The organism is Sphaerospermopsis torques-reginae ITEP-024, from assembly GCF_019598945.1.
GTDB lineage: Bacteria > Cyanobacteriota > Cyanobacteriia > Cyanobacteriales > Nostocaceae > Sphaerospermopsis.
In genome coordinates this window covers 426,410-444,155 of the sequence record NZ_CP080598.1, presented here as the reverse complement: position 1 = coordinate 444,155, position 17,746 = coordinate 426,410, and the positions used below count along the sequence as shown (strand labels likewise).

Below are 17,746 nucleotides of genomic sequence, written 5' to 3'. Positions count from 1 at the left end.
ACTATGTTACAAATTATCAAAGTGGAGACATACTAGAAGTGTTCTGGGTGTTTAGTGGAGTGTTATTTGGTATGGGCGCTGCTCTGGAATACGAAGCATCATTGAGCCTCAAGCGGCGTACCAGTGGACGCAAACGCAGTTAACAAATTTTGGTGTCTACCGTGAGAAAATTAACAGATTCAGACAAACAAGAAATTCTCAAGCTATATAGAGAAACTGCCGAAACTACCTCGACTTTGGCAGAACGCTATGGAGTAAGCAACTCAACCATTAGCCGACTGCTTAAAAGTACCTTACCCGAAGAAGATTACGAATATCTTGTTTCTTTAAAACGCGCTGCCAGAACCCCTGAAGGCAGAGCGCAGGTAAGTTACGAGCAGTTACCCCTGTTGAGTCAACCACCAAAAATCGAAACAGCACCTGTAAGCAGTGATCAACCTAGCTTAGAGTTGCCCAAGGTTGAACCACCTAAAACGGTCATCAAAGAGGTGAAAGAGGCTCCTAAGTCTGAACAAATTCCACCTCCTATCCCGGCTATTAGAAGGGTGAAAACACGCTCTTCTGCCACGGAAAAACCACAATTACCGGTAGCTAGGGATCTGGAAATCGTCCGACATCGGCCGCCTGAAATACCGAGCATCCCCAAAACCATACTAGAGGATGAGGAGCCAGAAGAAAACGTCATCAGCAATATGTTCGATGATGATTTACTGGATGAGTCTGATGATTTGGATGATTTAGACGATGATTTATTTGAAGATGAGGAGGATTTTGAAGACGAAGATTTTGAGGAACCTACACCCCTAGTTACCAGACGTAGACCAGGAGAAGGAGCAGTTCAAGTTTTACCCTTGTCGGTGGCATCTTTGCCGAAAACTTGTTATCTGGTAATTGATCGCTCTGCGGAATTAATTACTAGACCACTCAAGGATTTTGGGGACTTGGGAGCTATTCCTACTATTGAAACCCAGCAGAAAACTCTGCCAGTGTTTGATAATCATCGCGTGGCCAAACGCTTTTCTACCAAACGCGATCGCGTGATTAAAGTCCCTGACAGTAGAATGCTGCAAAAGGCTAGTAACCATCTCCAAGCCAAAGGTATCACTCGCTTGTTAATTGATGGTCAAGTCTACTCTCTGTCTCTGGTTTAGCAATGTTGCAGCAACCAACTGGTTATGGTGTAGTTATGGTGACAACTGCCACGGAAGAGGAAGCGAAGGCGATCGCAGAAACTGTGATCGAAGCTAAACTCGCAGCTGCTGTCAGTCTGTCACCCACCTACTCTATTTACAGATGGCAAGGAGAAATTCACAAAAAAAATGAATGGCAGTTAATGATTAAGACTAATTTGGCGCTATTCTCTACATTAGCAGCCAAAATCCGAGAAATTCATTCCTATCAACTGCCAGAAATTATCGCTCTACCTATTCTCCTTGCTGGTACTGACTATCAGCAATGGATCAATGAACAGATGCAAATAGAATAGTCTTTTCGTTATGTACAGGAGTCAGGAGTTATTAATTTTGGATTTTGGATTTTGGATTTTGGAATGTTTTTCTTGACTCCAATCTAAAATCTAAAATCTAAAATCTAAAATCTTCCTCCCTATTCCCTATAAATAATGACAAACGATTGCTCAAGTCTATAATGTCTTGTTTCCGAGCAATTTGATCAAGCCATTCTGAGGGAATACCTTCCCAACCATAATAAATTCCTGCTAAACCACCTGTCACCGCAGCAGTAGTATCCGTATCTCCGCCTAAGTTAACTGCTTTAAGTACAGCTTGGGCGTAGGATGAGCTATTTAAGAAACACCTTCAATAATGGACAATTAACAATGGACAATTGACAACGACCTCTCCCTGAAAGGAAGAGGATTGAAAAAGCGGATTTTTTTGGGTTTTTTCCCCTTGAAAGGGGAGGTTTTAAACCGTTCGGCACTTCGACACTTCGGCAAGCTCAGTGACCGCAAGCTCAGTGACCACTGACGCTCACGGCGGAAGCCTTGAATGAAACAATTATCAATTGTCAATTGTCAATTATCAATTGATAAGCCATTGGCAAAATTCGCATTAAAGAACCATTGCCATTACTATTTTCACCAGTACCACCTGCTTTTAGGGGTGTTACTCCTTGTTGCCAATTAATAATAGCTTGTCTGGTAGTTCCACCAATATCAAAGACTTTACCATGAGCGCCCCAGTAACCTTCACTATACCAACGGTAAAATGATTGAGCGATCGCATCTAGGGAAAAACCATCACACAAACATTCTGCCAAACACAAAGTTAAAGAACTGTCATCAGACCATGTTCCTGGTGGTTGATTCCACGTACCATAACCTAACATAGATGTTACCGGAGATTTTAAGCGTTCTGCACGACTTGTAAACTCCACTGGTACACCCAAAGCATCACCAACACACACACCCAGCAAACCAGACAATATCTTTGTAGTTTTTATCATCATTTTATATTACTCAGTGACGATTAGTAAACTGTCACCTGATCATCTGGAATACTCAAAGATGGCAGTGTAACTATAACCAAGGATGCAAAAGTTTACTAAATACCGATAAGTTCAACATATTGCATTAATAGTAACAATGAAGTTAGTAAATTTTCAAATCATCTGGAACATTTCAATCTCCGATTCGACTTAGAATTTAACAGTAAAACTTCTAAATTGTGGTAAAACTTATGAAACGCTTACTCAAGTCTTTAGTGACAATTTCTGCTTTATCTTCCTTAGTAATTACTCCTGCATTTTTATCTGTTGGTAAAGCTGCTGCCGAAACTCAAAAAGGCACAGATGCTAGTTATATTGGTGTTGGTGTAGCTGCTGGTGTTACCAGTGGTGGACAAGGTAACGATGATGCTACCTTTGGTGGAAATGTCACAGGTCGTTTAAAATTAGGAAATACTCCTTTTTCCGCACGGGGTAACGTCCTCTGGGGTGATGAAACAGCTGCTATCATCCCTGAAGTTTCTGTAGATTTACCCATTGCTAATAAAACCAATGTCTTTGTCACTGGTGGCTATTCTTTCGTAGAAAATGACGGTAAACCCACACCTTTGGGTAATAGAGATTCTGTAGTTGTCGGTGCTGGGGTAGAATCTGAAGTTACTAAGAATTTCCTGGTTTACACTAACGCTAAAGTAGGTCTCGGTGCTTATCAAAATAGTGATGCTTCTGCTGTTAGTATTAATGGTGGTATCGGTTATCGCTTTAAGTAAGTTGGTGATTGGTGATTGGTGACTGGTGATTGGTGATTGGGTTATTAACCTCCTTTTCCTGCCCTGCTTCCCCTGTTTCCCCTGCCTTCTGACTCCTGCCTCCTGCCTGCTGACTGTTGATTTACCAAAAAAATGGGTTTGAGGTTCCTCGCCAGGAGGCGACTTTTTGATACAATAGTGCAAACAGGCAGGGCATTGTCTGTTGGGCGAGACGGTGTAAGACGGGGATTCCTGCAACTGTTGTTTGAAACCAGAATCTCCGCACTTCTAGGGCGGGCAGTGTGTCAAATCTAAAATACTGAAATAGCTGGTTTTGTTAAGTGTGATATCACTAATGAAGCCGGCTTTTCACTGTGTTAAAATTAAGTTATTATTCATAATTCCGACGGAATTTTTGGTGTTCTACCAGCAGAAAAAGTATAGCTAAATTTCTAATTAGTCTTTAACTGCTGCATTATTTACAAACATACTACTGTAATGGTTAACTCTGAGCCTTCTCCCGTTAGTACCCGTAAACCTTCCAAAGTCGAAGGTATCAAAGAAAATAGTAATTTTTTGCGTGAACCTGTAGCGACTGAAATACTTCAGGATACAACCCATTTTAGTGAAGATGCTATACAGATTCTGAAGTTTCACGGATCTTATCAACAGGATAACCGTGATAATCGTGTTAAGGGACAGGAAAAAGATTATCAAATGATGCTGCGGACAAAAAATCCTGGTGGGTTAGTACCACCGCAGCTATATTTGGCTTTGGATCAATTGGCGGATGAATATGGTAATCATACGTTAAGAGCTACTACCCGCCAAGGTTTTCAATTACATGGGATTTTGAAAAAGAATCTCAAAACGGCGATCGCTACTATTGTCAAAAATCTTGGTTCTACTTTGGGTGCTTGCGGTGACATTAACCGTAACGTTATGGCTCCCCCTGCACCCTTTAAAAATCGCTCAGAATATCAGTATGCTTGGGAATATGCCCAAAATATCGCTGATTTGCTTTCACCCCAAACCGGTGCTTATTATGAAATTTGGTTAGATGGTGAAAAAGCTATTAGTGCGGAAGAACACCCAGATGTGAAAGCAGCACGACAAAAAAATGGCACTGGGACAATTGTTCATGATTCCGTAGAACCAATCTATGGTACTCATTATATGCCACGCAAATTTAAAGTTTGCGTAACTGTTCCCGGTGATAATTCTGTAGATTTGTATTCCCAAGATTTAACATTGGTAGTAATGACCAATAAAAAAGGGGAACTCCAAGGTTTTAATGTCTTTGCTGGTGGTGGTTTAGGAAGAACTCACAATAAGGAAGAAACCTTTGCGCGAGTCGCTGATCCAATTTGCTATGTGGCAAAGGATGATGTTTATGATATCGTCAAGGCAATTGTTGCCACTCAAAGAGATTATGGCGATCGCACCGACAGAAGACACGCCAGATTAAAATATTTAATCAATGATTGGGGTGTAGACAAATTCCGCAGCAAGGTGGAAGAATACTTTGGTAAAGCCGTCGAACCTTTCAAACAATTACCCAAATTCAAATATCAAGATTTTCTGGGATGGAATGAACAAGGAGATGGTAAACTGTTCTTGGGTATTTCCATTGATAATGGTCGGGTAAAAGATGAAGGTTCTTTTCAACTCAAAACCGCTTTGCGGACAATTGTTGAACAGTTTAATTTACCTATTCGTCTCACACCAAATCAAAACCTGATTTTCTACGATATTGCACCAGAAGATAAAGAAGCAATTCAAGCAATTTTAGATAAATGCGGTATTATTGCTGATCCTAGTCAAATTGCCGCCTTAACCCGCTATGCTATGGCTTGTCCCGCTTTACCAACTTGCGGTTTAGCTATTACCGAGTCAGAAAGAGCAATTCCTGGTATTTTAGAAAGAATCCGAGCTTTATTAGATCAAGTGGGTTTACAAAAAGACCATTTTGTGGTAAGGATGACCGGTTGCCCTAATGGTTGCGCTCGTCCTTATATGGCAGAATTAGGATTTGTAGGTAGCGCACCAGAATCTTATCAAGTGTGGTTAGGTGGTTCACCAGATCAAACACGGTTAGCGCAACCGATCATTGAAAAATTGCACCACAACGACATCGAAAGCTTTTTAGAGCCGATTTTTGTCTTCTTTAAAAAATCACGGAAAGGAAAAGAAAGCTTTGGGGATTTTTGCGATCGCATTGGTTTTGATGCTATCCGTGAATTTTCAGCCACTTACACACCAGGAGAACCCACCAGCAGCGGAAAATCACGTCATCGGGTGAGTTTACGAGATGATGTTTATTCCCAACTCAAAGAAACCGCAGAAAAACTCAATAAACCCATGACAGAGTTAGTACACGAAGCTTTGGATAAATATTTCCAAAGTTTATAGGACGATATTCTCACGTAAAAGTTTTCTCTCGTTTCTCTCGTTCCCAGTCTCAGACTGGGAATGTCATCATAGAGGCTCTGCCTCTACGTTTAATAGAAGGCAGAGCCTTCTAAAATTCATTCCCATACAGAGCATGGGAACGAGAAATACAGAGCATGGGAACGAGAAACGAGAAAAAAAAGAGTAGAATGTTTCACCTGAAAACGACTCAATAAGCCTAATTTAGTTATCAATTTCCAAATTGAGTATATAACGTCCCAATTGTAACTTTTCCGACCACAATTCATAGTCAAGTCGCAGATGTTCTGGGAATTTTTGTCCGGTAAGATTTAAGCTATTAGTAAAGTTACGTAAACGAATAGGCTTGTGTGGTTGCAAAGATTCATTAGGCAACCAATAACGACTAATGCCATAAACGCCCTGTTCCCAGAAATGTCGGTAACTGACTTGAGTGTTACCTTGCATAGTCATAATGATTCGGTAGGGGGAAATTTCCAACCACAAAATTCTGGGACTTGTGGGGATTTCAACATTTTTTTTAGTTTGAGGAACAGGATTTTCTCGACTGCTTAAATTTCCTACTTCACAACTGATTAAAGGTGGTGCAGTCAATAGTAAGTGAAATCTGTCAGTATCTTTTTGATATAATGTTCCAGAAGTTTCCACTACGGACCAAACTGGTAAGTCAGTGGAAATAATTGATAAACAAACAGGTTTGCGGTGATGGGTGAGCATGGGAGCGATAAGTGGTAGAAGCGGTTGAATAAAATCAAATGAACACTAGGTAAACTAAAAAGTTAGTTGAAACAACTTAAATAGTAAAACCTGATTCATATTAACCGAATCTACTAAGGGAGCAATGCGATTTTGTGGGATGACCCCACCGGGAGAGCGATGCCTACGGCGGGCTACGCCTACGCTAAATTAAAAGTCTTAATAGTTAGTTAAAATAAAAACAATTTAAGCAAAAGAAGCCACAGAAATTTATCTTCTTGAGATATCCCAAAAAGACTACACAGCAATGATTTGAGATTGATAGAAATAAAAAGCCTACGTCAAGATAATGACGGCAAGTATTGATGATGACAATACAAACCTCAAACTGAAACTAATACCCTGTTGTAGTTTATTTATTTGAGATTGACGTAAGTCAATACCAATTTTACCGAATTTATATGTGAGTCGTTCAATTCGTTTGAGACTCATATCAATTCCCCAATCTGATCAGATTGTTTGTGCAGCTTCAAATGAACTACCTATTGCGCCATATTTGGCAATATTTGACCGGGAATTTTAGATTTTATATTTTAGATTAAAAACATTTGCTACAAGCCCCGTCCTTCAGGACGGAAAAATACTCGCTGCGCTGCGTACGCTTCGCTAACGTAAATCCCAAATCCAAAATTTTCAAGCTCCACACTTGAGGGTGGAGTCAATCCAAAATCCAAAATCGTAAATCCAAAATCGGTTGACCACACTAATGGGGTTAAACCTTCTGACATTCCTAACCATTTTAACCAGGGACATAATCCTTGGTTTTTCAATTTATTTTTCTCAGGATTTTTTTCTTTTCTGTTGACGACATAAGGTAATTTAAGTGTTACTAAAACATTACCTACTGTTAATATTTCTCTTTTTCTACAACCGTGTCTTTTTGTCTTGGGATGCCAATAACCTTTGGTTTGATTTATTGCTGTTTGATGAGCCAATTCTGATTGAGAAAGCTTATGCAATAATCTTGTATTAAATTGCTAATTACTACTTAATATCTATTTAGCGATCGCTCTCCCGGTGGGGTCATCCCACAAAATCGCATTGCTCCCATGAGGTATATTAGGTTTGTAATCTTTGCCAAATACTAAGTCAGGTGTTTATTTTCAACGACATGAATTTGTCACTAGCAAGCCAAAAGCAAAAATTACATCTTAAACGACAACAATTTAGCATCATGACATGAATTTGTCACTGATGACAAATAATTAGTCACTGTACAATAAAAAAACCGCGAACCAAATTAGTTGGTGTCACGGCTTTCGGTATGGTGTGAGGAGCTTAACTAACTCCATCATAGACCACCAAATCAAGAATGGGGACGCTCGTATCAATTTTGGTAACAGATTTTTTTTAGTAACAGGTTATTTGAGGATTTAGCTATCAGCTATCAGTGATTTATTCTACTAAAGCACCACCACAACTAGAACCACATCCAGCAGTACAACCATAACAATAATCAGCAGTTTGTACTTCCTTGATGATATCTAAACTACCAGCTTCTAATAATTTCCTAATTGTCAGGGGTTGACCATTTTGAGGTCTTGCAGGTAAATTCATCATTTGGTTAAAATCGCAATCATAAACATTACCCAAATAATCAACAGAAATTTCTTCACGACACATTAAATTATCAATCGTGTCAGGGTTAAAATGTGATTCTAAAAATTGCAAATATCGATCATAAAGATGTTTACGTTCTAAATATAACTTGGTTCTCCCTACAGGTATATTAGTTATAGTGAAAAGGTTGTTAAAGACAATATCAAAATGTTCTTGTAAGAAATTTTTATAAGCTAGTTGAAGATTTTTTTGATCTGGAGTTAAAGAAAAATTTTCATCCTTTGGTAACTGAGGATTATACACCAAATCTAAAATTAAATTTGCATCTTGACCATAACCCAATTTATTTAACCATTGTAAAGCTTTAATAGACTGATCAAAAACACCATAACCCCGCATTTTATCCACATTATCAGCTAAATAACAGGGAAGAGAAGCAACAACACGAACTTGATTTTTCGCTAAAAATTCAGGAATATCTGCAAAACCTTCGACAAAAAAGATTGTTAAATTTGATCTAACAATAACTTGTTTACCCGCTAACCTAGCAGCTTCTACTAATGGCTTAAAACCAAAATTCATTTCTGGAGCGCCCCCAGTTAAATCAACAATTTTAATTTCTGGGAATTTATAAATGAATTCAATTAACTCCAAACAAGTTGCCAGAGAAAGTTCCTCAGTTCTTTTAGGTCCTGCTTCCACATGACAATGAGAACAAGCAAGATTACAACGTTTACCGAGATTGACTTGTAAAACTTGGATTTTTTGCTTAACTAAAGGTGAACTGAGTTGTTTGTGAAAAGGAGTAACCGCTATTTTTACCATCATTAATACCTAAAAACCCTAATATTAAAACTTTCCGATGATTGCGTAGGGGTAATTCATGAACTACGCCTACTTTTTCTTTCTGTGCGTTCTCTGTGTCTCTGTGGTTAGTTAATCTGAAAAATTATCAAACACCCAACTACAAAACACAGAATATACTGCTAAAAAATGCCCTTAACAACGTAAGTATTCAGCTATCAGTAATCAGTAATTAGCTTTTACCTACAGTTAGATAGGTTGTAAGCATTCAGCTATAAGTAATCAGTAATTAGCCAATACCCCGGATTCAGACGTTGTAATCTTAGAAATGTTATGTGCATCTGTTTCTTTACATTATTTGTATTTCAATATTTCAGGTAAATAGCTGATGGCTGACTGCTGAAGGCTGAATGCTGAATGCTTACTTAACAACAACCACCACCATCATAATACCAAGTAGAATCAGTAATCATGATTTCTTCTGGTTTCAAATCTCCCAATTTAGCAGCCGTTTTATCACAAACTGCGGCGGGAATACCCCTTTGTAAAATATGTCCTGCTCCATCATCAAAAAATGATTCTGAACCTGCATAAATAGCAGTTTTACCTGTGAAAATACAAGCACCGTCTTCAGGAATTTGCACCTTAAAAGAAACGGAATCAAGACTTTCCAAAAGTAGATTTTCTTCCAGGTTATAAGTTTGTTTATCTAATAATCTATAGGGACGACGGGCGCGAATTTCTATTTGTCCAAATCCAGCATTTATAATTAACTGTGTATATTCTTCATAAGTGAGCGCACCGGATAAACACATTGCTCTTAATCTTTCATCTTGTCGTAAATGTTGAGGAATAGGACGGGTAGCAATGGGGTCACTCATTTGTAATCTACCACTTGGTTTTAATACCCGATATGCTGCTGTTAAAGCGCGGGTTAAATCGGCAGGTTCAAAGATGTTAAAAAGACAATTTTGGGCAACTATATCAACAGCAGCATCATCTACAGGTAAATTAAAAGCATCCCCGGCAATAATTTCCACAAAAATAGGATCAAACCAAGGATTTTCTTGGGCAGCAATTTCTAAATTTCTTTTCGCAGCTTCTCGCATTTTTGCTACTGGTTCAACTGCAATGACAGCACCGGGACGACGGGAAAAATAGGCAAATTGCAAGGCTTCTAAACCACCACCGACACCAACATATAATACTGTAGGTTGGTTTGCTAATTCGTTAGTATGAACGGTAGTTCCGCAGCCATAATTCATTTCCTGCATAACTAAAGGAATTTTTAATCCTGGTAGTTGCAGGGGTGTACTTTGGACACAACAAAGTCCTACTTCTGGTGTTTGGGCAACTTCGCTGTAAAATTGGGCTGCGGTTTCTAAATAGGTCATTGCTGTTTTTTGGGTTTAACTTTGTATATATTCATTCTGCATATTAATATAATATATTGACATATATTCTGAGAAGATTTTAATGATTTTTACAGTGATTACGGTGATTACAGTAGAAAATTTATGGAACTATATTTAATCCGTCATGGCATCGCCGAAGAACATCAACTAGGGCTAAAAGATGAAGCGCGATCGCTCACCCAAGAAGGCAGACAAAAAACCGCAAAAGTAGCCCAAAGATTAATAAAACTAGGTTTAAAATTTGATTTAATCCTTACCAGTCCTTTAACCCGCGCCCAACAAACAGCAGAAATACTTATTCAAGCTGGATTAAGTTCTCAAATAGAAACCTCAGATCATCTCAGCTTTAAAGGCGATATTCATAGCTGGCTACAAGACTGGTTAGAACCGAGAAAATATACCCAAAACACCCAACTAGCACTGGTAGGACATGAACCCTGTTTAAGCAGTTGGGCAGAAATTCTCCTTTGGGGTGAAGCAAAAGAACAACTCGTCCTTAAAAAAGCAGGTATGATCGGAATAAAAGTACCAGATGATGGTTCTCCTGTGGGTCGTAGTCAAATGTTCTGGTTGACACCCCCCAAGTACCTACTATAACAGTTTTTCGAGCTTTCGCATAAAATAGTTGTTAAATCGGCAACTGTTATAGTGAAAAGGATCTCTGGTAAGTTAGCGTGTTCAGATATTTCACAAAGCAAGTGGTGTAGCCATGACGGTGTGCGAATATAAGCCTGGTTTAGAAGGCGTTCCCGCAGCCCAGTCTAGCATTAGTCATGTAGACGGGCAAAAGGGAATACTAGAGTATCGGGGCATTCGGATCGAAGAATTAGCAGAAAAAAGTACCTTCCTAGAAACTGCTTATCTTCTCATCTGGGGAAAACTGCCCAGCAAAGAAGAATTGATAGATTTTGAGAGTGAAGTTAACGCCCACAGACGGATAAAATACCGTATTCGGGACATGATGAAATCTTTTCCCGAAAGCGGTCATCCAATGGATGCGCTTCAAGCCTCTGCTGCTGCCTTGGGTTTATTTTATTCTCGTCGTGACTTACATAATCCTGTCTATATTCGTAATTCTGTAGTCCGCTTAGTAGCGACAATTCCCACAATGGTTGCGGCTTTCCAGTTGATGCGGAAAGGAAATGATCCAGTCAAACCCAGGGATGACTTAGATTATGCAGCCAACTTTCTGTATATGCTCAACGAAAAAGAACCTGACCCCCTAGCAGCGCGGATTTTTGACATCTGCTTAATTCTGCACGTTGAGCATACAATGAATGCTTCTACCTTTAGTGCGCGAGTCACAGCTTCCACCTTAACCGATCCCTATGCAGTTGTAGCTAGTGCAGTAGGGACATTAGGCGGACCATTGCACGGTGGCGCTAACGAAGAAGTAATTCAGATGTTAGAGGAAATTGGCTCTGTAGATAACGTCCGTCCTTACTTAGAAGATCGTCTACAAAGAAAGGCGAAAATCATGGGATTTGGACACCGCGTGTATAAGGTAAAAGATCCTAGAGCCACAATATTACAACGTTTAGCGGTGCAATTGTTCGAGAAATTCGGCTACGACAAGTTTTATGAAATTGCCCTGGAAGTAGAAAGGGTAATGGCCGAAAAAGTTGGCAGTAAAGGAATTTATCCTAACGTTGACTTTTATTCTGGTTTAGTGTATAGGAAGATGGGAATTCCTACAGACTTGTTTACACCAGTATTTGCGATCGCTCGTGTTGCAGGTTGGTTAGCACACTGGAAAGAACAACTGGAAGAAAACCGAATTTTCCGACCCACCCAAATTTACAACGGTAATCACGAAGTTCCTTACATTTCCATAGACAAGCGTTAACCAGTAGGAAAGGTGACAGGTGACAGGGAACAGGTGACAGGTGACAGTTAGGAGGTATTTCCCTAGTAATTAGGTGATAAATACCCAATTTTAGATTTGAGATCGTGGATTCATGCCCTCAAGTGGACAGATTGATAACTGTCAACATACAGCAGGAGGCAGGAGGCAGGAGGCAGGAGTCAGGAGTCAGGAGTCAGGAGTTAGGAGTTAGGAGTAAAACTCTCTCACAGAAAACCGTTACCAATTTGGAGACGGTAACTTTCTCTTGACTGGTGACTGGTGACTGGTGACTGGTGACTGGTGACTGGGTAATCAATTTTATGTTTCCCTATCAACCAACTATCACCTTTTCCCTGATCACCAATCCCCAATCCCCCAATCACCAATCCCCAATCACCAATCCCCAATCACCAATCCCCAATCCCTAATCACCAATCTCAATCTCAACCATAAGCAGAAGTTGTCATCTGGGATCAAAAGGGTAAAACCATCAAAGGATATACTAAACTCAGGAATTGGCAACAAATCTACAATCAGGCATCATCTCAATAGAGATTCTAAACCAGTAAATTTACAGATATTAAATTAAATAATGTTTGTGAATTTACCATGACTCGACGAATTACAGAGTAGCAAACATGAATGCAGGAATTGACCTCCAAGGAACTTTTATCGAATCCGTAAAGGATTTGGGCTTACCAGCAGGAGCAGCCAAAGCCCTGTGGATGCCATTACCCATGATCCTGATGCTGATTGGAGCGACAGTAGGTGTACTGGTTGCTACCTGGCTAGAACGGAAAATTTCTGCGGCCGCACAGCAACGGATTGGTCCTGAATATCAAGGTCCATTTGGTTTGCTAGTGCCTGTAGCCGATGGTTTAAAGCTGATCTTTAAAGAAGATATCGTACCAGCCAAAGCAGATCGCTGGTTATTTACCCTTGGTCCAATAATCGTAGTAATTCCGGTATTCTTATCATTTTTGATTGTTCCCTTTGGGGAGAATATCGTCATTACTAACGTCGGTATGGGTGTATTTTTGTGGATTGCATTATCCAGCATTCAGCCCATAGGCTTATTAATGGCTGGTTACGCATCTAACAACAAATACTCCTTGTTAGGGGGTTTGCGGGCAGCCGCGCAATCAATCAGTTATGAAATACCATTGGCGTTGAGTGTATTGGCGATCGCCATGATGTCTAACAGCCTCAGCACCATTGACATCGTTAACCAACAATCAAACTTTGGGATTTTGGGTTGGAACGTTTGGAGACAACCACTAGGTTTCATGATCTTCTGGATCGCCGCCCTAGCAGAATGCGAACGTCTACCCTTTGACTTACCCGAAGCGGAAGAAGAACTGGTAGCAGGATATCAAACCGAATACGCAGGGATGAAATTCGGTTTATTTTACTTAGGTTCTTACATCAACCTGATCCTTTCTTCCCTACTCGTAGCAATTTTATATTTAGGTGGTTGGCATTTTCCCGTTCCCGTCAGCCTGATAGGTGACTGGCTAGGAATGAGCGAAACCAACCCCATCTTACAAGTAATCACAGCCGCTTTAGGTATCACCATGACCGTACTTAAAGCGTATTTTCTCGTATTTCTTGCCATCCTCATACGTTGGACAGTACCACGAGTCAGAATTGACCAACTGTTAGATTTAGGATGGAAATTCCTACTACCAGTTGGTTTGGTTAACCTGCTATTAACCGCAGCCCTAAAATTAGCCTTTCCCGTCGCTTTCGGTGGTTAGAGAGATTTTAGATTTTAGATTTTAGATTTTGGATTGAATCTTAAATCTAAAATCCAAAATCCAAAATCCAAAATTGTTAGAGAAGAGACACAAAAAATGCTAAAGTTCCTCAAACAAGTTGGTGATTACGCCAAAGAAGCAGTACAATCAGCGCGTTATATCGGACAAGGATTATCCGTCACCTTTGACCATATGCAACGCCGCCCTGTTACCGTACAATACCCTTATGAAAAACTGATTCCTGGTGAACGGTTTCGCGGTAGAATCCACTATGAATTTGACAAGTGCATTGCTTGTGAAGTGTGTGTGCGCGTTTGTCCCATCAACCTCCCCGTAGTAGATTGGGAAATGGACAAAGGCACCAAGAAGAAAAAACTCAAACACTACAGTATAGATTTCGGAGTTTGTATTTTCTGTGGTAACTGCGTGGAATACTGTCCCACAAACTGTTTATCCATGACAGAAGAATATGAACTTTCTACTTACGATCGCCATGAACTAAACTACGACAGCGTAGCATTAGGACGCTTACCATACAAGGTGACAGACGATCCAATGGTGACACCACTGCGCGAACTCGTTTACCTACCCAAAGGCGTACTTGAACCCCACGGAGTCCCCGCAGATGCTCCCCGTGCTGGTTCTCTTCCAGAAGACTTAGTAGAAAGTGGTAATGGGTAATGGGTAATAGGTAATGGGTAATAAATCGCTTTTTCCAATTACCAATTACCAATTACCAATCACCAATCAGCATTTATCAAACATCAAAAGGATCGAAAAAAGTGAATTTAGCCGAAGGAGTACAATCTGTTTCATTTGGCATATTAGGTGTAATGATGATTGGCGCAGCACTAGGAGTAGTGTTGTTTTCTAACATCGTTTATTCTGCTTTTTTGCTAGGTGGTGTATTCATCAGCATGGCCGGACTTTACCTATTGCTAAATGGTGATTTTGTCGCAGCAGCACAAATTCTGATTTATGTAGGTGCAATTAACGTTTTGATTTTGTTTGCCATCATGTTGGTAAACAAACGTCAAGATTTTTCCCCTTTACCCAGTGCTGGTTTACGGAAAATCATTACCGGTGTAGTGAGTCTGGGACTATTTGCCCTATTAAGTACAATGGTACTGGCAACACCTTGGGCTAATACCTCTACATCCCCAGCAGCTAAAAATTCCATAGTTTTAATAGGTGAGCATTTCTTTACCGACTTTTTACTCCCCTTTGAATTAGCTTCCGTATTGTTGCTAATGGCAATGGTAGGAGCAATCATTTTGGCACGTCGGGAATACTTACCAGATCAAGTTACCCCTTCCGAACTGCCACAAACCATCTTAACCTTGCCAGAACGCCCCAGAGAATTGGTATCTAGTGGCACTGAAGACTAGGGTACTGGTGACTGGTGACTGGTGACTGGTGACTGGGAATATGAATTTACCCAATGCCCAATTACCAATTACCAATTACCAATTACCAACTACCAATTACCAATCACCAATTAGCAATTAGCAATTACCAAACTATGCAACTTCAATATTTCTTATTACTTGCAGCAGCTTTATTTTGCATCGGTATCTATGGTTTAATTACCAGCCGTAACGCAGTGCGTGTACTCATGTCCATTGAGTTACTGTTAAATGCCGTTAATCTAAATTTAATGGCATTTTCCAACTTTCTTGACTCAACATTAATTAAAGGTCAGGTTTTCACTGTTTTTGTGATTACTGTGGCAGCTGCGGAAGCGGCGGTAGGGTTAGCGATTGTACTGGCTATTTATCGTAACCGTGATACCGTTGACATGGAGCAGTTTAATCTCCTCAAGTGGTAACAATACGTGCAATTAAAGCAGGTAATCATAGCTTACAAAGCGCGAGACTCCCAAAGTAAACGCTGGGCTGAACTCTGCGCTAAACAATTAGAAGACCGCCAATGTCAAGTTTTGGTTGGACCTAGTGGACCCAAAGACAACCCCTACCCCGTGTTTTTGGCATCCGCCAGCCAACCCATTGATTTAGCTTTAGTCCTTGGTGGTGATGGTACAGTTTTAACCAGTGCCAGACATTTAGCCCCGGCTGGTATCCCCATTTTAGGGGTGAATGTGGGCGGCCATTTGGGGTTTTTAACTGAGTCAATGGATGAGTTTCAAGAACCGGAACGAGTTTGGGACCGGTTATTTGAAGATCGCTATGCCCTCCAACGCCGAATGATGTTACAAGCGGCTATTTATGAGGGTCATCGGACAAATTTAGAACCAGTTACAGAACATTACCTCGCCTTAAATGAGTTTTGTATTAAACCCGCTTCTGCTGATAGGATGATCACCTCGATTTTGGAAATGGAAATTGATGGTGAGGTGGTTGATCAATATGTGGGCGATGGGTTAATTATTTCTACTCCTACAGGTTCTACTGGTTACACAGTTTCGGCTAATGGTCCGATCATGCACGATGGCATGGAGGCTATTACCATCACTCCCATTTGTCCCATGAGTCTTTCTAGTCGTCCTTTGGTTTTACCTCCTGGTTCTGTGGTTAGTGTTTGGCCTTTGGGGGATTACGATTTAAGTACAAAATTGTGGATGGATGGGGTATTATCTACTTCCATTTGGCCAGGACACCGTGTTGATGTGCGAATGGCTGACTGTCGTGCTAAGTTTATTGTGTTGCGGGCTAATAATTCCTATTATCAAACCCTGCGAGAAAAGTTACTTTGGGCTGGTACTAGGGTGCGCTACAGTAATAATCACCGCAATTAGATTTTTCGTAAAAATCCGAATATTCAGATCCCCCTAAATCCCCCTTCAAAAGGGGGACTTTAAGGGAGCATCCCAATTTTGAAAAAATAAACGCCACTACACCAAAAACTCTCTGAAAACCTCTTACCTTTGTGTACTTTGCGTCCTTTGCGGTTCAATCAAAAAAATAAACTTACACATTTGGGATGCTCCCGAATTTAATATTGAATATTTTTTTATCTGTAAGTCCCTTAAAACCCAGATAAAAAGAGAGTTTTACTCCTGACTCCTGCTGTAGATTGACATAAAATTTAAATTGTGCATGAGATAAATTTGTATCTTATTGCCAGATTTTATTTATCAAAATGTTCATAATGAAGTTTTAAATCCTCATATAATTTTTCACAAATTTAAGTAGGAAACCGGATGTAAATGTATTACAATCCTATATCTTCACCTTTGTATATTTCTGATTTTCCGGTTTGGGAAAATGAAAAGTATGTCTTGCGACTGGCTAAAACTGATGCAGAGTTAGAATCTATTTTTCGCTTACGGTTTCAGGTTTTTAATCAAGAGTTGGGTTTGGGTTTTTCTAGTTCTCATTGTCAGCAGATGGATCGGGATAAGTTTGATTATTTTTGTGATCATTTATTGCTGATTTGTAAAAGGACTGGTACAACTATTGGTACTTATAGAATGCAAACTTATACAATGGCTGCAAAAAATTTAGGTTTTGATGCTGCTGATATATTTAATCTTGCTCAAATTCCTGATTTTATATTGCAGTCTTCTGTAGAAATTGGTCGTGCTTGCATAGCTCAAGAATATCGCAATAGTTACACACTTTTATTACTTTGGCAAGGTTTAGCTAATTATTTAATTTATACGGGTAATCAATATTTTTTCGGTTGTGCATCTTTGTTAACTCAATGTCATAAACAAGCTGTTTGTGCTTATAATTATTTTCTCTATAATCATTGTTTACATTCTCATATTTTAGTGAATCCTCATCCAGAATATTCCATAGAAATTAATTCTAATTGTCCAGATATCTATGATGTGGAAATTCCGAAAATTTTACAAGCTTACTTGAGTATTGGTGCAAAAATTTGTAGTCTTCCTGCTATTGATAGACAGTTTAAAACTATTGATTTTTTAATTATCTCTAATATTGGGGATTGGGGATTGGGTATGGCTGATTTAGCGTAAGCATTCAGCCATTAGCAGTC

15 protein-coding genes and 4 pseudogenes are annotated in these 17,746 nt (G+C 39.7%); 12 read left to right on the top strand and 7 right to left on the bottom strand.

Features of this window, described 5'->3' with window-relative positions; translation table 11 throughout:
• Positions 1-161 precede the first annotated feature (161 nt).
• Both K2F26_RS01920 and cutA read left to right on the top strand, forming a co-directional pair.
• Positions 162-1,151, top strand: coding sequence for a helix-turn-helix domain-containing protein (locus tag K2F26_RS01920; RefSeq protein WP_220610146.1), 990 nt, complete (start codon positions 162-164; stop codon positions 1,149-1,151).
• A 2-nt stretch (positions 1,152-1,153) separates the two neighbouring features.
• Entirely contained in the window at positions 1,154-1,486 is a 333-nt protein-coding gene (gene cutA / locus K2F26_RS01915) for a divalent-cation tolerance protein CutA (protein ID WP_367890322.1), read from the top strand.
• 97 nt (positions 1,487-1,583) lie between these two features.
• On the opposite strand, the pseudogene K2F26_RS01910 reads toward cutA, so the two are convergent.
• Positions 1,584-1,814: pseudogene (locus K2F26_RS01910) on the bottom strand (ADP-ribosylglycohydrolase family protein); the annotation flags it as partial.
• Between the two features lie 235 nt (positions 1,815-2,049).
• Positions 2,050-2,466: pseudogene (locus K2F26_RS01905) on the bottom strand (ADP-ribosylglycohydrolase family protein); the annotation flags it as partial.
• 233 nt (positions 2,467-2,699) lie between these two features.
• On the opposite strand from K2F26_RS01905, the gene K2F26_RS01900 reads away from it, so the two are divergent.
• On the top strand, positions 2,700-3,236 hold the full coding sequence (locus tag K2F26_RS01900; protein ID WP_187041093.1) for an autotransporter outer membrane beta-barrel domain-containing protein: 537 nt from the start codon (positions 2,700-2,702) through the stop codon (positions 3,234-3,236).
• Between the two features lie 477 nt (positions 3,237-3,713).
• Entirely contained in the window at positions 3,714-5,627 is a 1,914-nt protein-coding gene (gene sir / locus K2F26_RS01895) for a sulfite reductase, ferredoxin dependent (protein WP_220610145.1), read from the top strand.
• Between the two features lie 222 nt (positions 5,628-5,849).
• Here the strand turns inward: sir and K2F26_RS01890 are convergent, their stop codons facing one another.
• The 5 genes and pseudogenes from K2F26_RS01890 to arsM all read right to left on the bottom strand — a co-directional run bounded on the left by K2F26_RS01890 (position 5,850) and on the right by arsM (position 10,159).
• On the bottom strand, positions 5,850-6,362 hold the full coding sequence (locus K2F26_RS01890; protein ID WP_220610144.1) for a hypothetical protein: 513 nt from the start codon (positions 6,360-6,362) through the stop codon (positions 5,850-5,852).
• 378 nt (positions 6,363-6,740) lie between these two features.
• Positions 6,741-6,911: pseudogene (locus tag K2F26_RS01885) on the bottom strand (ISLre2 family transposase); the annotation flags it as partial.
• Positions 6,912-7,093: 182 nt separating this feature from the next.
• Positions 7,094-7,360, bottom strand: a pseudogene (locus K2F26_RS01880) (ISLre2-like element ISCst1 family transposase); the annotation flags it as partial.
• A 436-nt stretch (positions 7,361-7,796) separates the two neighbouring features.
• A complete protein-coding gene (arsS, locus tag K2F26_RS01875) occupies positions 7,797-8,786 on the bottom strand; it encodes an arsenosugar biosynthesis radical SAM (seleno)protein ArsS (RefSeq protein WP_220611743.1) in 990 nt (329 codons plus the stop codon).
• A gap of 404 nt (positions 8,787-9,190) precedes the next feature.
• Positions 9,191-10,159 (bottom strand): arsenosugar biosynthesis arsenite methyltransferase ArsM, encoded by a 969-nt coding sequence (arsM, locus tag K2F26_RS01870; protein ID WP_220610143.1) that lies wholly within the window; start codon positions 10,157-10,159, stop codon positions 9,191-9,193.
• A gap of 123 nt (positions 10,160-10,282) precedes the next feature.
• Between arsM and sixA the strand changes: the two genes are divergently transcribed.
• The 8 genes from sixA (at position 10,283) to K2F26_RS01825 (ending at position 17,726) form a co-directional block, all read left to right on the top strand.
• A complete protein-coding gene (sixA, locus tag K2F26_RS01865) occupies positions 10,283-10,777 on the top strand; it encodes a phosphohistidine phosphatase SixA (protein ID WP_220610142.1) in 495 nt (164 codons plus the stop codon).
• 112 nt (positions 10,778-10,889) lie between these two features.
• Positions 10,890-12,026 carry a citrate synthase gene (locus tag K2F26_RS01860; RefSeq protein ID WP_220610141.1) on the top strand — a complete coding sequence of 379 codons (1,137 nt, stop codon included), beginning with the start codon at positions 10,890-10,892 and terminating at the stop codon, positions 12,024-12,026.
• A gap of 638 nt (positions 12,027-12,664) precedes the next feature.
• Positions 12,665-13,783 (top strand): NADH-quinone oxidoreductase subunit NuoH, encoded by a 1,119-nt coding sequence (nuoH, locus tag K2F26_RS01855; RefSeq protein ID WP_220610140.1) that lies wholly within the window; start codon positions 12,665-12,667, stop codon positions 13,781-13,783.
• 96 nt (positions 13,784-13,879) lie between these two features.
• Positions 13,880-14,464, top strand: coding sequence for an NAD(P)H-quinone oxidoreductase subunit I (ndhI, locus tag K2F26_RS01850; RefSeq protein ID WP_220610139.1), 585 nt, complete (start codon positions 13,880-13,882; stop codon positions 14,462-14,464).
• Between the two features lie 101 nt (positions 14,465-14,565).
• Positions 14,566-15,171 (top strand): NADH-quinone oxidoreductase subunit J, encoded by a 606-nt coding sequence (locus K2F26_RS01845; RefSeq protein ID WP_220610138.1) that lies wholly within the window; start codon positions 14,566-14,568, stop codon positions 15,169-15,171.
• Between the two features lie 134 nt (positions 15,172-15,305).
• Entirely contained in the window at positions 15,306-15,611 is a 306-nt protein-coding gene (gene nuoK / locus K2F26_RS01835) for an NADH-quinone oxidoreductase subunit NuoK (RefSeq protein WP_006199065.1), read from the top strand.
• 6 nt (positions 15,612-15,617) lie between these two features.
• Positions 15,618-16,538 (top strand): NAD(+) kinase, encoded by a 921-nt coding sequence (locus K2F26_RS01830; protein ID WP_194059069.1) that lies wholly within the window; start codon positions 15,618-15,620, stop codon positions 16,536-16,538.
• Positions 16,539-16,949: 411 nt separating this feature from the next.
• Positions 16,950-17,726 (top strand): GNAT family N-acetyltransferase, encoded by a 777-nt coding sequence (locus tag K2F26_RS01825; RefSeq protein ID WP_220610137.1) that lies wholly within the window; start codon positions 16,950-16,952, stop codon positions 17,724-17,726.
• Positions 17,727-17,746: the final 20 nt, after the last annotated feature.

Coding starts and splice junctions, on each gene's coding strand:
- cutA (WP_367890322.1), top strand. CDS start 1,154: ATGTTGCAGCAACCAACTGGTTATGGTGTAGTTATGGTGACAACTGCC.
- K2F26_RS01900 (WP_187041093.1), top strand. CDS start 2,700: ATGAAACGCTTACTCAAGTCTTTAGTGACAATTTCTGCTTTATCTTCC.
- sir (WP_220610145.1), top strand. CDS start 3,714: ATGGTTAACTCTGAGCCTTCTCCCGTTAGTACCCGTAAACCTTCCAAA.
- K2F26_RS01890 (WP_220610144.1), bottom strand. CDS start 6,362: ATGCTCACCCATCACCGCAAACCTGTTTGTTTATCAATTATTTCCACT.
- arsS (WP_220611743.1), bottom strand. CDS start 8,786: ATGGTAAAAATAGCGGTTACTCCTTTTCACAAACAACTCAGTTCACCT.
- arsM (WP_220610143.1), bottom strand. CDS start 10,159: ATGACCTATTTAGAAACCGCAGCCCAATTTTACAGCGAAGTTGCCCAA.
- sixA (WP_220610142.1), top strand. CDS start 10,283: ATGGAACTATATTTAATCCGTCATGGCATCGCCGAAGAACATCAACTA.
- K2F26_RS01860 (WP_220610141.1), top strand. CDS start 10,890: ATGACGGTGTGCGAATATAAGCCTGGTTTAGAAGGCGTTCCCGCAGCC.
- nuoH (WP_220610140.1), top strand. CDS start 12,665: ATGAATGCAGGAATTGACCTCCAAGGAACTTTTATCGAATCCGTAAAG.
- ndhI (WP_220610139.1), top strand. CDS start 13,880: ATGCTAAAGTTCCTCAAACAAGTTGGTGATTACGCCAAAGAAGCAGTA.
- nuoK (WP_006199065.1), top strand. CDS start 15,306: ATGCAACTTCAATATTTCTTATTACTTGCAGCAGCTTTATTTTGCATC.
- K2F26_RS01825 (WP_220610137.1), top strand. CDS start 16,950: ATGTATTACAATCCTATATCTTCACCTTTGTATATTTCTGATTTTCCG.